The organism is Halalkalibacter sp. HAAS-P013 (assembly GCF_056619925.1).
Map to the genome: position 1 here is coordinate 1 of NZ_JBWQTU010000021.1, position 13,466 is coordinate 13,466.

Genomic DNA, 13,466 nt, shown 5'->3' on the forward strand with positions numbered 1-13,466 from the left:
AAAATGGGCCTGAGTGGACTCGAACCACCGACCTCACGCTTATCAGGCGTGCGCTCTAACCAGCTGAGCTACAGGCCCACAGTAATTTAGTAAGAGCGGGTGATGAGAATCGAACTCACGACATCAGCTTGGAAGGCTGAGGTTTTACCACTAAACTACACCCGCATATTAAATCAATATATATCACAAATTTCAATAACGCACTGGCATGTCTCTTCCTCTTCTAGTAACTCTTAGAAGCAAATGCGTCAAGACAACTCGTAGCTTATTCAGCCGATGTTTTGCTCGTGGCTGAGGTTTTACCACTAAACTACACCCGCATATTCTCCTATTTATATATTACATGGTCGGGAAGACAGGATTTGAACCTGCGACCCCCTGGTCCCAAACCAGGTGCTCTACCAAGCTGAGCCACTTCCCGCTTTCCTTTAGTTGAATGGCGCGCCCTGAGAGATTCGAACTCCCGACCTTTTGATTCGTAGTCAAACACTCTATCCAGCTGAGCTAAGGGCGCTAAATTTTTCTGGTGCCGAGGGCCGGACTTGAACCGGCACGGTAGTCACCTACCGCAGGATTTTAAGTCCTGTGTGTCTGCCAATTCCACCACCCCGGCAGGATTTATAAAAACATATTTTATTAAAGAGCGGAAGACGAGATTCGAACTCGCGACCCCCACCTTGGCAAGGTGGTGTTCTACCACTGAACTACTTCCGCATTTTTTCATATGGGGCGGCTGATGGGAATTGAACCCACGAATGCCGGAATCACAATCCGGTGCGTTAACCACTTCGCCACAACCGCCATATATTTATTTAGTGGTGGAGGGGGACGGATTCGAACCGCCGAACCCGGAGGGAGCGGATTTACAGTCCGCCGCGTTTAGCCACTTCGCTACCCCTCCACTTTAGAGAAAAATCTATTTAATGGCGGTCCGGACGGGACTCGAACCCGCGACCTCCTGCGTGACAGGCAGGCATTCTAACCAACTGAACTACCGGACCATCTTGGTATTGCGGGGGACGGATTTGAACCGTCGACCTTCGGGTTATGAGCCCGACGAGCTACCAGACTGCTCCACCCCGCGTCGTTACACAGTATTCGGACGATGCTAATTCTAGGAAGTTGTCTTTTCCTCTTCTAGCTTTGCTTTGTAGTGTTTGCGTCAAGACAACTAAATAGCGGCGGAGGGAATCGAACCCACGACCTCACGGGTATGAACCGTACGCTCTAGCCAGCTGAGCTACGCCGCCTCGTATTTAGAATGGTGGAGCCTAGCGGGATCGAACCGCTGACCTCCTGCGTGCAAGGCAGGCGCTCTCCCAGCTGAGCTAAGGCCCCATAAAAAAATACTATTACAGCCTGGCAACGTCCTACTCTCACAGGGGGAAGCCCCCAACTACCATCGGCGCAAAAGAGCTTAACGACCGTGTTCGGCATGGGAACGGGTGTGACCTCTTCGCTATCGCCACCAGACTATAAGTTATTTTTCACAACTAACCACAAACCAATTACTCGTTCGTAGCGACAAGAAATAATATATCACGATTAATCATTCCGCGCAACACTTATTTCAAATTAATTTTCTGCGGCTAGGTTCAATAACCTATCATAAATTTACTAGATAATCAATTAAAAAATAAATCCCAAGTCACCAAAAAAATCATCTAAAATTATCTCGCAGGGTCAGAACAAGTCAGTGATTCAGTCGAAAAGATCTCACATCACCTGCTAGATGTGGCAAACGGAAATAAAACGCAAGCTGATAGCTCGATTGTCATAGATACATCTATAGCAACAATCTCAAATGAATCTTCAACGATCGGAGAAAAAATCAAAAGAATATCACAATTATCAAATGTTACAATTACTCAAGCAATCGACGGAAATCCAATCGGCTACAATACAAGAAATCGTTGCTTCTATCAACAACCTTGTCCTCATAGCAAAGGCGCTCCTCTCTGAAGTAAGTCGGTTTAAAACAAAATAAGGTAGACCACACGGTAAATGAAAATAGGGATTGTCCCAATAGGTTTGGAACAATCCCTTTCCCCTTTTTAATGTAACTGCAAAACCTATTGTTTCAATTAAGTGGATTAAACTCTCCTTAAATGATCCTTCTTCAAATTCTTTAAGCTCCCTTAACCAAATGAATTATACAATAACAAGAACATAGAACTATTTTAGTATTTACCATAAAGCATTTAACAAAGACAACACACATAACCCGTTAAATGTTATGATATTTAATATTACTATTAGAAAGTTCCAAACTAAAAGGAGTCATTATGAACCAGTATATATTAAAACGGAATAATATAAAGATTAGAGGAAACGGAACGCGATCATTGCTATTTGCACCAGGCTTCGGGTGTGATCAGAGCGTATGGCACTCAGTGGCGCAAGCTTTCGAGGAAGACTACAAAATAATCTTATTTGACTATGTAGGGTCAGGGAACTCCGATTTACAAGCTTATGATTTGAATCGATATAGCACTCTCAATGGCTATGCACAAGATGTACTAGATGTATGTTCTGCAATAAACCTGAAGGATGCCGTTTTGGTTGGGCATTCCGTTGGTAGTATGATTGGTATGCTAGCATCATTAAAACGACCTGAGTACTTCTCTGATCTGATTATGCTTGGCCCTTCTCCATGTTATTTAAATGACCCTCCCAAATACTACGGAGGTTTTGAGAAAGAGCAACTAACAGGCTTAATGGACATGATGGAGAAAAATTATATAGGCTGGGCTACCCTTTTTGCAGGGACACTAATGAACACTACAGATCGTCCGGAAATCAAAAATGAGCTAGAAGATCGTTTTTGTTCAACTGATCCAATTATCGCTCGTCAATTTGCAGAAGCGACTTTTTTCACGGACAATCGTAAGGATTTGCCAAACGTATCTGTACCATCCCTTATATTACAATGCTCAGACGACATTATTGCTCCGTCCGTAGTTGGTGAGTACCTCCATCAACATCTTCCTTCTAGCACACTAATAAAGATGAAAGCAACCGGACATTGTCCTCATATGAGTCACCCTGAGGAAACAGTACAGTTAATTAATCAATATTTAAATGAAACTCCACAGTTGGAACGGCAAGCTGACAGAGGTGACCTTTTATAATGGATGCACATTTGAATGATGCACCATGTGGCTTTCTTACGCTATCAGAAGATGGCAGAATTCTTGCGATTAATCAGACGTTACTTAACCTGCTTGATTACAAGCTTGACCAACTTAATGGAGAGAATATCAATTCCATTTTGACGGTCCCTGCTCAACTCTTTTATCAGCTCTATTTTGTTCCACTTGTAAAATTAGAAAAAAAAATAGAGGAAATGCATACATCCTTATTATCTAGTAGCAGCGAAGAAATACCCGTAATTATAAACGCCATTCCTAGGAACAGAAATGGAAAAGACGAAATAGATTGTGTTTTGTTTCCCATGCGCAAGAGAAGTGAGTATGAAAATGAACTTCTTTTAGCAAAAAAAGAGGCTGAAGCAGCATTACTTGCCAAAGAGAAAGCAAATGCAGAATTAGAAGCTGCACTTGAAAATTTAAAGAGCAAACAAGAAGAACTCCTAGAACTAAACAAACAAAATCAAGCATACAAAATTAATACAACAAAAGAACTCGAACTGGCTAGAAAGATTCAAGAAACGTCACTAACTGAACCAATCGTCAACGATCAAATAAAAATAGAATCATTCTATGAAGCTTCTAATGAATTATCAGGTGATATTTACGGTTTTTATCAATTAGATCAACATCGCTATGGCATTATTCTACTTGATGTTATGGGGCATGGCATTTCTTCTGCATTGATTACGATGTCCCTTCACTCTTTGTTCCAAAGACTCATTTCAAAAGGCGTTAAAACGGAGGCGGTTATGAAGGAACTCGATAACCACCTTCACCGTTTGTTTCAAAACAACAAGGAAGCATGGCATTATTGTACTGCTATCAATCTATTAATTGATACGAAAGAGAAAAAGATCGATTATATTAATGCAGGCCACCCACCTGCCCTCTGGCAGGACTCAAACGGAGAAATGCATGAGCTCTATTCTAAAATGCCTCCTCTTGGAACGTTTGAGGGGCTTGTATTTAAAACCAATACCCTCACCTATACAGACGGAGGAAGACTGCTCCTATATACAGATGGTGTTACGGACCCACTTGGACCTGATCAATTAAACAGCTTATTGAAAGACAACCAATCGATGTCTATCACGAACCTAAAAGAAAAGATTATACAAACACTTTCAAATGAAATTAAAACCTATACAAAAAGTGATGACCAATGTTTTATTTTAGTTGAACTGACATAACACTTTACAGATAAGAGGGGTGATCCCAAAAGGTATTTTTGACCTTTTGGAATCACCCCTTTCTTTATACCATTAAAGTAGATTCCAATCTTTAAAGACAGGTTGATAGCCTTTTTCATACAAGGCCTGGCATATGTCCCTCACACTACGTTTATCAGAAATCTCAAATTGATTCATCCCCTCCACTTCAAGGGAGTAACCACCAACCTCCGTTGATGCCCCTGCAGACATCCTCGTCACTCCAAGTGCTATAAGATGATCTCTCAAATCAGCGCTCTCTCTTGTAGAAAGAGTAATAGCAGATCGTGGAAGAAATAGGCGTAAAGCAATTAAACTTTGAACAAAGGATCGATCATTTACTTTTGATCTCGGTGAAAAGCTCCCTAAGTTAGGTCGGATTCTTGGAAGTGAAACACCAATTTCTGTTTCTATGTATTTCGTTTGAAGATAGTCAGCATGCATCCCTGTATAGAATACTTCCTTCCTCCAATTATCTAAGCCCAGCAACGCACCTATATTTACACTACGTAGTCCTGCGACGCAACCTCTTTCAGGTGTATCAAGACGGTAACGGTAATAACGCTTTGGCCCTTTTACGTGAAAGTCTTGGTATATATCTTCATTGTAAACTTCTTGATACACGGTAACTCCATCGACACCGACCTCTTTTAGTTCTTTATATTCTTCTGTTTCTAGTGGGTTAATTTCAATGGAGATAGATTCAAAGTATTTCCTTAACACGGCAACGGTTTCCTTCATGTAAGACATAGAAGAGTGTTTTCTCGACTCCCCTGTTAAAATTAAAACATGTTTGATTCCTGTTTCTGCTATTTTTATTGCTTCCCTCTCAATTTCCTCCATGGAAAGCTGCTGGCGCTTAAATTGATTCGTTATACTAAAGCTACAATACGTACAATGATTCACACAGTAATCAGAGATGTAGATTGGATCAAATAATTGAATTGTTTTTCCAAAGTGTTGCACTGTGACTCGATGGGCTTTTTGTGCAAGTGCTTCTAAGTTTTCCGTCGCAGCAGGTGATAAAAGCTTCAAGAAGTCTTCTTTATTCAACACTTCTTTATCTAGGACCCTTGTTACATCTTTGCTAGATACCGAATCAAGAAAACCTTCCAAGTCAAGCTCTTTTAACTCTTGATAAACGTCATAAAAACTCACTCTCTCATCCCCCTCCTTAGATCACACTTATGCCAATTTGCTATCTTCATCCTAAAAATCCTGTTAAAGGAGATGAAGCTCTAGCCTCTAATGCAGTCTCCCCCAGCCCACTTATATAAGCAGCTCTTCCTGCTCTTACACTGTTTGCAAAGGCTTCTGCCATTACAACTGGACCATTGGATGCGGCAATAGCCGTATTGACTAACACAGCATCTGCCCCTAACTCCATTGCCTCACACGCTTCAGAAGGCTTACCGATTCCTGCATCTACAACAATTGGAACGTTACTCTCCGCAATCATAATGCGGACTAATTCCTTCGTACGAAACCCTCGGTTAGAGCCAATAGGTGAACCGAGAGGCATAACAGCCGCCGCCCCTACTTCTTCTAACTGTTTCGCAACGACTAAATCTGGATTCATGTAAGGCAAGACAACAAACCCTTCCTTCGCCAGACATTCCGTTGCTTTTAATGTTTCATAATTATCTGGAAGCAAATATTTTTGGTCTGGAATCACTTCAATTTTGACCCAGTTCCCAAGTCCTGCCGCCTTCGATAACCTTGCGATACGAACAGCTTCTTCCGCGGTCCTTGCCCCCGATGTGTTTGGAAGTAGAATCATGTCTTTCGGAATCAAATTCATAATATTTTCTTCTGCCGAATGAAGATCGACACGACGCAGTGCAACTGTAATAACCTCAGCCATTGAGCTTTTCGCCACAGCAGGTATCAGATTATTATGATGAAATTTACCGGTCCCGATAAAAAGACGGCTAGTTAACGTAACCCCACCTATCGTTAATTCATCCTTCATTTTGTTCCCCTCTCCTACTCTAATTTGTAAAGTAATGAAATTGAAGTTCAGTATTAACTCTATAGGTCCGTTCAAAATGAGTCTGTAACATCTCTCACACTTTTGTTTGTAGATTCATAAAAACTCCTGACCGTCTTAACCCACATAAAAAAACGAGCGATGTCATCACCGCTCGTTTCGTCCAGTTATATATAAAATTAAATTACACGCGTCGTAACAATTCCCTCTATTTCATTAATCATCTTAACTAATCCAGGAATCACATCGCCATTTACTTTATCTTCAATGTCGATCATGGTATAAGCGTAATCTCCGCGGCTTCTGTTCACCATATCAGCAATGTTTAATTTATAATCTGAGATCGCTGATGTGATCTGTCCAACCATGTTTGGAACATTTTTGTGGAACGCAGCTACACGGCGCTTTCCTGTATACGGAAGACTAGCATTCGGAAAGTTCACTGAGTTTTTAATATTTCCAGTTTCTAAAAATTCCTTCACTTGGCGAGCTGCCATAATTGCACAGTTTTCCTCAGACTCTTGAGTAGATGCACCAAGATGCGGGATTGGCACAGCGTTTTTCATTTTTAACACATTTTCATTCGGGAAGTCTGTAATATATTTACCAACTTTCCCACTTTCAAGTGCAGCAGCAATATCATCTTCATTAACAAGCCCATCACGTGAGAAGTTCAAAATTTGAACGCCTTCTTTCATGATGCTGAATGTAACTTCGTTAAACATTCCCTTCGTATCATCCGTTAACGGAACATGAACCGTAATATAATCAGAGTTTGCAAATAACTCTTCAATTGACATTGCACGCTGTACGTTACGAGATAAGTTCCAAGCAGTATTAACAGAAATGAACGGATCAAACCCAATTACATCCATATCTAAATCAAGTGCATCGTTTGCTACAAGCGCACCAATTGCACCTAATCCAATAACACCTAACGTTTTCCCTTTAATTTCTTTCCCAACAAATTGCTTCTTACCTGCCTCTACAAGCTTAGGAACCTGATCGCCTTCACCTTCTAAAGACTTTGCCCATTCCACACCAGCAAAAAGGTTACGAGATGACGCCATTAATGTCGTTAATACAAGCTCTTTTACCGCATTTGCGTTCGCACCTGGTGTATTAAAAACAACAATTCCTTGCTCTGTGCACTTATCAACCGGAATATTGTTGACACCCGCTCCAGCTCGAGCAATTGCTTTTAAATTATTGCCAAATTCAAGTGAATGCATATTAAAACTACGCACAAGAACCGCATCCGGATTTTCGCTATCATTGTCGAGATTATAGTCATCTCTAAAAACCTTTAGTCCACTTTCTGCAATATTATTTAATGTTTTGATTGTTTTTACTTTTTCTAATGTTGTTGTGCTCATTTTATTCTCTCCTTTTTGTCTGTTTCTATTTCTATTTTAATAATACTTCTTAACAGTTATGTTCTTTGAATTAGGATATCGTTTTTTTGTTTGGACTATCCCCTTTCAAAGCAGAAAGAGGCAAGGGATAAAAAAATTCCCTTACCTCTGCCCAGGCGAACGGCTAACGACACTATGTGCTCCCTCGCGGTGATCCGCGTTTCGCCAGTTACACATAGCCTTTAGATTTGTTTTGATCATAACATATTCGTCACAAGCCATCAAGGCTCAAATTTAAAAAGAGCATAAATATTCAGATAGATCACCTCAATTACAATCATTAGAGGGTAACTTATCCTCCTAAAAACAAAACGACCTCTCTAATGAGAAAGCCGCTTCATTAATAGATATTACATTGCCTAAATCCCAACCTCTACTTATCCCCTTTAAACGAAATCCCCTTAAGGAAGTATCGACTAAAGAAAGCATAAATAACGAGAATAGGCAAGGTAAAGACCATTGACGCTGCCATAATATAATTCCATTGCGTAATATATTGGCCTTTAAACTGATTTAACCCGACTGGCAACGTATACATTGCGGCATCCGACATAATGATCAACGGTCGCATAAAGTCATTCCATGATGCCATGAAGACAAAAATTGCTTGCGCAGCCAATGCAGGCTTTGCCATAGGGAGAACAATTCGGAAAAACGTCCCAAACTTGGATAACCCATCTAAAGCCGCTGCTTCTTCCAGTTCTTTCGGGAAGTTAAGAAAGAATTGACGCATCATAAAAATAAATGTTGCATTTACCATCGCCGGGATAATTAAGCCATGATACGTATTCAACCACCCTAAATGATTCAAAATCAAATAATTCGGGATCATTGTCACCTGACCAGGAATCATCAGTACAGCTAATATACAAATAAATAAACTCTTCTTTCCTGGAAAACTGAGACGTGCTAACGCATAACCAGCCATCGAGTTAAACAATAAATTCAAAACGGTTCCAATAACAGCAACAAATACACTATTAAATAACCAGCGCAGAAACATCGGCTGTTCTGCAATAATAAATCGAAAATTATCAAGCGTAAAATCTCTTGGAATGAGATTCATATTATGGGTTAATATTTCTTCTAACGATTTAAAGGATGAAGATAACGCCCATAAAAATGGGAATAATGTAACAACCGCATAAGTAACTAAAATCGTATAGACAACGGTTTTACCTACCCCTAATTTTTTCACCATGATAGATCCTCCTTACTCCATTCGGATTGAGCCAAGCAAATACACTTCATATCCTGACTCTTAATAAAATGTTTCCTCTTTTGATAACTTACGTTGAATTAAAGTCGCAGTTAATATGATAAAAGCTAATCCGAATGCTAACGCTGCAGCATAACCCATTCTTCCTGCCGAATCAAAAGCATATTGATATATTAGTAAAACAACTGTGAGCGTCGAGTTACTCGGTCCACCAGAACCTCCGGAGAATATATACGATTGGTCAAACAATTGAAAAGTCCCAATAATCCCCATAATAATCGCAAAAGACGTCACCGGTCGCAATAGTGGAACTGTTACATGCCAAAACTTTTGGATCGGTCCGGCTCCATCAAGTTCAGCTGCTTCATATAAAGAATCTGGGATATCTTGAAGAGCAGCTAAGTAGATCACCATAAAAAACGGTGCCGTTGCCCATATATTCATAATCATGATTGCTGTTAAAGCAACAGATGGGTCATTCAACCAGTTATAAGTAGGTAACCCAAGGAATGCAAGCATTTGGTTAAATGCTCCTTCTTGATTGTACATCCACATAAAAATTAACGTTAAAACAGCAGAGGAGGTTAAAGTCGGTAAGAAGTAGATAATGCGAAAAAACTTCTCGCCTTTCATACCGGCGTTTAACGTCGCCGCTAAAAATAGGGCTAACATCGTCTGTGCTGGAACAACAATAATCACATATTTGAACGTATTCCATAAGGCAATTCCAGCCCTGTAATCATCTGAGATTCTAAAAAAATTACTAAGTCCAACATATTCGAAGCTAGTTCCGCCTAACAACTGGACACGATGAAACGATAAAAAGACTGCATATAATATAGGTAGTAAGACAAATACACCAATGACAAGCAATGTTGGTGCCATAAACGCATAACCTTGCCCTGCTTCTCTTAATGCTCGTTTAGAATAATTCATCCCATATCTTTGGCCCGCTTTCTTGGTCATTGTGGGAGAATTGCTGTTTTGCTTGGCCATATGTATATCTCCTTTCCTTGCAAAAACAAGGGGAAGGGAGAGAGTTCTCCCTTACCTTAATAATCTTCAATTTCTCTGTTTGCAACACGCTCTGCCTCTTCTAACGCTTCATCTAGCGGACGCTGTCCCAAAAATGCACTTAAGAACTCATTGTTAAAGTTGTTATAGATAATTGGTAAATTTGTATCATCCGCCCAAACTGTTGCGTAACCTGTAGCTTTTGCAAATGGACCTCTGATTTCATCATCAAATAATCCTAATTCATCTGATACGGACGTACGAGTCGGAAAGGCGAAGCCGGCACCTGCCCAAAGTTCCATTCCTTCTGGCCCTGTTAACCAAGAAATAAGTTCCCAAGCTGCTTCCTTTTTCTCGGAGTCTTTATTCATAACATAAGCAACCGTATAAGCCATTGATCCTCTTTCTCCATTACTCATTGGAATTTCTGCCGTATTCCAATTAAGGTTCGGGAATGTTTCTTCTAAGAATGAGATTGTCCAGTTCCCTTCAAACATCATAGCCGTTCGACCTTGACCGAACATTTCTCCACCCCAATCAGCACCAACATCACTAGGCGCCCCAGCAATATCACTCTGCTTCATCTCAATAAGCGGTTGCAATGCCTCTACGACTTTAGGATCACTAAAGCTAGCTAGATTGTCTTGCGTTACGCTACCACCTTTGGCTTCTGCAATGAACATGAGACGCGCTAAATCTGCTACAACCCCAAAACCATATTGTCCTGTAGACTCTGTTAAAATTTCAGCATACTCTTCAAGCTCTTCCCACGTTTCCGGTGGACCTTCAAGTCCTGCCTCTTCAAACATGTCTTCATTGTAGAAGAGTGCTAACGTCGATGTATCCTTTGGCAATCCATAAAGTGTGCCATTTTGCGTAAACGCATCGATCAACGGCTCCTCAAAATCGTTAATATTAAACTCATCTGTTATATAATCATCTAACGGCTCTAATACACCCGTTTCCATTAAAGCTGGTGCCTCAAATGCCTCTAGAAAGAAAACATCTGCTGCATTACCACCAATTAATCTCGTCCGAAGAACGTCCATATATTGATCTGCCACGATATCAACATTCACGGAAATATGAGGATGATTCTCTTCAAACGTTTCAATTATCTCTTCAAAAATACGTTGCTCTGCCGGTGAAGACCCCCATCCACTTAATGTGATCTCCACCACATCATCCGCAGAACCGTTCTCACCATTATCTGTACCACTATCTCCTGATGAGCAAGCTGCTAGCAAACTACCTGCTACAAGTACACTAGTTAGTCCAATTGATCTCATCCATTTTTTCATATAAAAGTCCCCTCACTTTAGATTAATTAATCTGACCTTCCTTGCTTCCGATCACGTCACAACCCGTTGTATTTTGAAGAATCTCAAGTGTAAACAAATCATTTTCCTTTTTAACGCGAAGAGAAAGAGTCCCTTCTCCGATTCTCATGTTATCGATTTGTAATTCATTCATTCCCTCTGGCAAATGAGGATTTACATTGATTTGTTTTTTCAAGCAACTCGGGAATAACCCAAGCATCGCTTGCACAAATACCATTGGTGTTCCTGCAGCCCATGCTTGCGGGGAACATGCAACAGGATATTTCACCGCTTTGCCAACTGCATCGTATCCACAAAACAATTCTGGCAGGCGATCATATTCAAACGTATCAGCAGAGTTGATCAACCCATTCATCACTGTCGCTGCATGACCTTGATTGTTCGTCTTACTCATACCAAGAATAATCAAGCTATTATCATGCGGCCAAACCGTCCCGTTATGATAACTCATCGGATTATAACCGGCTTCGTCTTTCCCCATCGTACGAATGCCATAACCTGAAAACATTTTGTCTGAAGTAAGCATATTACTTACGATTTCCGCTTTGTTTTCATCTAACATTTCAGCAAATAAAACATGACCAGGGTTCGACGTAATCGTTCCAACTTGATTCTTATGTTTATCAAGCGCCAACGCGTAGAACTGCACATCTTCCATCCAAAATTCTGCTTCAAATTTTTCTTGTAATGTAGATGCTTCGTCGCTAAGTCGGTCAGAGGCTTTTTCATTTCCAAGTACTTGATAAATTTCCGCGATTCCCTTTTTCGCTTGGAACACATACCCTTGAACTTCAGATAATGCAATTGGAGTTTCTCCGAAGTTTCCATCTCGATGGACGATTGAATCTCCAGAATCCTTCCATCCTTGATTCGCAATTCCTTTCGAAGCTTCTTGATGATATTCAACAAAAAGGTCTCCGTCTCGGTCGCCATATTGATCAATCCATGTAAGAGCACGTTCAACATTACCTTCAAGCTCTTTAAATAGTTCAACATCACCTGTCCACTTTACATATTCACTTAATAGAACTAAGAAAAGCGGCGTAGCATCAATGGTTCCATAATAAGGAGCGAAAGGAATTTGATTTGTATTCGCCAATTCTCCAAAGCGAATTTCATGCATAATCTTCCCTGGCTCTTCATCTCTCCAACTATCCTTTTTCTCACCCTGTTTTGCTGCCATCGTTAACAACGTACCTTTGGCAACCTTAGGATTAAACGGCAGCATTTGCAGAGCCGCTATTAAACTATCTCGGCCAAACGGAACCCCAAACCACGGAAGACCCGCAACAGGGAATTGCCCATAACCAAGGTCCGTTAATAACACACGCAAGTCTCCAATTCCTCTATTCAATAAGCGTTGGAATATCGGATGGTCTGATTCAACCTTTGTTGTTTCCTCTTTCCATGACTCATACGATGACTTCAACTTAGAAAGAGCTTCTTCATGATTATAAACAACTAGCTTTTCGTCACCTGTTTCAGGAGAAAATGTAAATACAATTGTTTTTTCTTCTTGATGATCTAGCGAAAGTACGAAGTGAATATCTCCAACTTCAGTTACTTTCGTTGCTTTTTCATCCCAAGAAACAATAGACTTACGATGAATGTGATCAGCGCCCATATATGTAAAAGTGAGGGTATTCTCATCAACGATTGTTTCTCCTTTGCTACCAAGGTCTCCGTTTTGAAATCCTCTAACAATGAACATGTCACTGAAATCAGCATCTACATGAAGGCTGACATCAAATGTTGCAGGCTTCGGATTGTAATTTTTAGCTGTAATGACTTCATAACAAACTCCACCGTATATGAAGCGTTTTCTTTTTAGTTCAATTGATTCCCGCCAAAGTTCAACCTCGCCATTCTCTTCTAAGTGAGGGTTTGTTAAAATCATCTCTGCTACATAATTTTCATCAGCTTCAGATGAAAGAAGAATCGGCTCAGCTCCGTTAATTCTCAAATCCAACTTACTTAAAAACCTTGTATCTTTCGTATATAATCCCGGTCCATACGGGTGGTTTAATGGGATGTTTCCTTTTTCATCCGTTAACAAAAACAAATCATTTTCTTTAATTACTCTATAGTTCATACTTTTCCCCTCCGACTGTAGTATCCACCAAAACGT

The 13,466-nt window shown here is 40.4% G+C and carries 9 protein-coding genes, 12 tRNA genes, 1 rRNA gene and 1 riboswitch; of the genes, 2 read left to right on the forward strand and 20 right to left on the reverse strand.

What is annotated here, in order from left to right:
* Nucleotides 1–4: 4 nt before the first annotated feature.
* The 13 genes from AC1FXP_RS20660 to rrf form a co-directional block, all read right to left on the reverse strand.
* A tRNA-Ile gene (locus AC1FXP_RS20660) sits at nt 5–78 on the reverse strand.
* 16 nt (nt 79–94) lie between these two features.
* A tRNA-Gly gene (locus AC1FXP_RS20665) sits at nt 95–165 on the reverse strand.
* Nucleotides 166–344: 179 nt separating this feature from the next.
* Nucleotides 345–421: transfer RNA gene (locus tag AC1FXP_RS20670), tRNA-Pro, on the reverse strand.
* A gap of 16 nt (nt 422–437) precedes the next feature.
* A tRNA-Arg gene (locus tag AC1FXP_RS20675) sits at nt 438–514 on the reverse strand.
* Between the two features lie 10 nt (nt 515–524).
* Nucleotides 525–613: transfer RNA gene (locus AC1FXP_RS20680), tRNA-Leu, on the reverse strand.
* A gap of 29 nt (nt 614–642) precedes the next feature.
* Nucleotides 643–714, reverse strand: a tRNA-Gly gene (locus tag AC1FXP_RS20685).
* An 11-nt stretch (nt 715–725) separates the two neighbouring features.
* A tRNA-His gene (locus AC1FXP_RS20690) sits at nt 726–801 on the reverse strand.
* A 15-nt stretch (nt 802–816) separates the two neighbouring features.
* Nucleotides 817–901, reverse strand: a tRNA-Tyr gene (locus AC1FXP_RS20695).
* 23 nt (nt 902–924) lie between these two features.
* A tRNA-Asp gene (locus tag AC1FXP_RS20700) sits at nt 925–1,001 on the reverse strand.
* Between the two features lie 9 nt (nt 1,002–1,010).
* Nucleotides 1,011–1,084 (reverse strand) — tRNA-Met (locus AC1FXP_RS20705).
* A gap of 92 nt (nt 1,085–1,176) precedes the next feature.
* A tRNA-Met gene (locus tag AC1FXP_RS20710) sits at nt 1,177–1,250 on the reverse strand.
* 12 nt (nt 1,251–1,262) lie between these two features.
* A tRNA-Ala gene (locus AC1FXP_RS20715) sits at nt 1,263–1,338 on the reverse strand.
* A 19-nt stretch (nt 1,339–1,357) separates the two neighbouring features.
* Nucleotides 1,358–1,473, reverse strand: a 5S ribosomal RNA gene (gene rrf, locus AC1FXP_RS20720).
* Nucleotides 1,474–2,285: 812 nt separating this feature from the next.
* Between rrf and AC1FXP_RS20725 the strand changes: the two genes are divergently transcribed.
* Together AC1FXP_RS20725 and AC1FXP_RS20730 are read left to right on the forward strand one after the other, a co-directional pair.
* Complete coding sequence (locus AC1FXP_RS20725) at nt 2,286–3,131, forward strand: alpha/beta fold hydrolase (RefSeq protein WP_480063867.1); 846 nt, start codon at nt 2,286–2,288, stop codon at nt 3,129–3,131.
* Nucleotides 3,131–4,342 carry a SpoIIE family protein phosphatase gene (locus AC1FXP_RS20730; protein WP_480063868.1) on the forward strand — a complete coding sequence of 404 codons (1,212 nt, stop codon included), beginning with the start codon at nt 3,131–3,133 and terminating at the stop codon, nt 4,340–4,342. The genes AC1FXP_RS20725 and AC1FXP_RS20730 overlap by 1 nt, the downstream gene beginning before the upstream one ends.
* A gap of 72 nt (nt 4,343–4,414) precedes the next feature.
* Here the strand turns inward: AC1FXP_RS20730 and thiH are convergent, their stop codons facing one another.
* The 7 genes from thiH to AC1FXP_RS20765 all read right to left on the reverse strand — a co-directional run bounded on the left by thiH (nt 4,415) and on the right by AC1FXP_RS20765 (nt 13,430).
* Entirely contained in the window at nt 4,415–5,518 is a 1,104-nt protein-coding gene (gene thiH, locus AC1FXP_RS20735) for a 2-iminoacetate synthase ThiH (RefSeq protein ID WP_480063869.1), read from the reverse strand.
* Nucleotides 5,519–5,564: 46 nt separating this feature from the next.
* Complete coding sequence (locus tag AC1FXP_RS20740; protein ID WP_480063870.1) at nt 5,565–6,332, reverse strand: thiazole synthase; 768 nt, start codon at nt 6,330–6,332, stop codon at nt 5,565–5,567.
* A gap of 197 nt (nt 6,333–6,529) precedes the next feature.
* Complete coding sequence (locus AC1FXP_RS20745) at nt 6,530–7,726, reverse strand: phosphoglycerate dehydrogenase (protein ID WP_480063871.1); 1,197 nt, start codon at nt 7,724–7,726, stop codon at nt 6,530–6,532.
* Nucleotides 7,727–7,868: 142 nt separating this feature from the next.
* Nucleotides 7,869–7,948: riboswitch (ZMP/ZTP riboswitch) on the reverse strand.
* A gap of 190 nt (nt 7,949–8,138) precedes the next feature.
* Nucleotides 8,139–8,966 carry a carbohydrate ABC transporter permease gene (locus tag AC1FXP_RS20750; RefSeq protein WP_480063872.1) on the reverse strand — a complete coding sequence of 276 codons (828 nt, stop codon included), beginning with the start codon at nt 8,964–8,966 and terminating at the stop codon, nt 8,139–8,141.
* Nucleotides 8,967–9,026: 60 nt separating this feature from the next.
* Nucleotides 9,027–9,920 carry a carbohydrate ABC transporter permease gene (locus tag AC1FXP_RS20755; protein ID WP_480063902.1) on the reverse strand — a complete coding sequence of 298 codons (894 nt, stop codon included), beginning with the start codon at nt 9,918–9,920 and terminating at the stop codon, nt 9,027–9,029.
* A 116-nt stretch (nt 9,921–10,036) separates the two neighbouring features.
* Nucleotides 10,037–11,299 (reverse strand): ABC transporter substrate-binding protein, encoded by a 1,263-nt coding sequence (locus AC1FXP_RS20760; RefSeq protein WP_480063873.1) that lies wholly within the window; start codon nt 11,297–11,299, stop codon nt 10,037–10,039.
* Nucleotides 11,300–11,321: 22 nt separating this feature from the next.
* The gene (locus AC1FXP_RS20765; protein ID WP_480063874.1) at nt 11,322–13,430 is read right to left on the reverse strand and encodes an amylo-alpha-1,6-glucosidase; all 2,109 of its coding nucleotides are present in this window, start codon (nt 13,428–13,430) and stop codon (nt 11,322–11,324) included.
* Nucleotides 13,431–13,466: the final 36 nt, after the last annotated feature.

What these genes read in the sequence shown, in the direction of transcription:
- AC1FXP_RS20725 (WP_480063867.1), top strand. Translation starts at nt 2,286, where the DNA reads ATGAACCAGTATATATTAAAACGGAATAATATAAAGATTAGAGGAAAC.
- AC1FXP_RS20730 (WP_480063868.1), top strand. Translation starts at nt 3,131, where the DNA reads ATGGATGCACATTTGAATGATGCACCATGTGGCTTTCTTACGCTATCA.
- AC1FXP_RS20740 (WP_480063870.1), bottom strand. Translation starts at nt 6,332, where the DNA reads ATGAAGGATGAATTAACGATAGGTGGGGTTACGTTAACTAGCCGTCTT.
- AC1FXP_RS20745 (WP_480063871.1), bottom strand. Translation starts at nt 7,726, where the DNA reads ATGAGCACAACAACATTAGAAAAAGTAAAAACAATCAAAACATTAAAT.
- AC1FXP_RS20750 (WP_480063872.1), bottom strand. Translation starts at nt 8,966, where the DNA reads ATGGTGAAAAAATTAGGGGTAGGTAAAACCGTTGTCTATACGATTTTA.
- AC1FXP_RS20755 (WP_480063902.1), bottom strand. Translation starts at nt 9,920, where the DNA reads ATGAATTATTCTAAACGAGCATTAAGAGAAGCAGGGCAAGGTTATGCG.
- AC1FXP_RS20760 (WP_480063873.1), bottom strand. Translation starts at nt 11,299, where the DNA reads ATGAAAAAATGGATGAGATCAATTGGACTAACTAGTGTACTTGTAGCA.
- AC1FXP_RS20765 (WP_480063874.1), bottom strand. Translation starts at nt 13,430, where the DNA reads ATGAACTATAGAGTAATTAAAGAAAATGATTTGTTTTTGTTAACGGAT.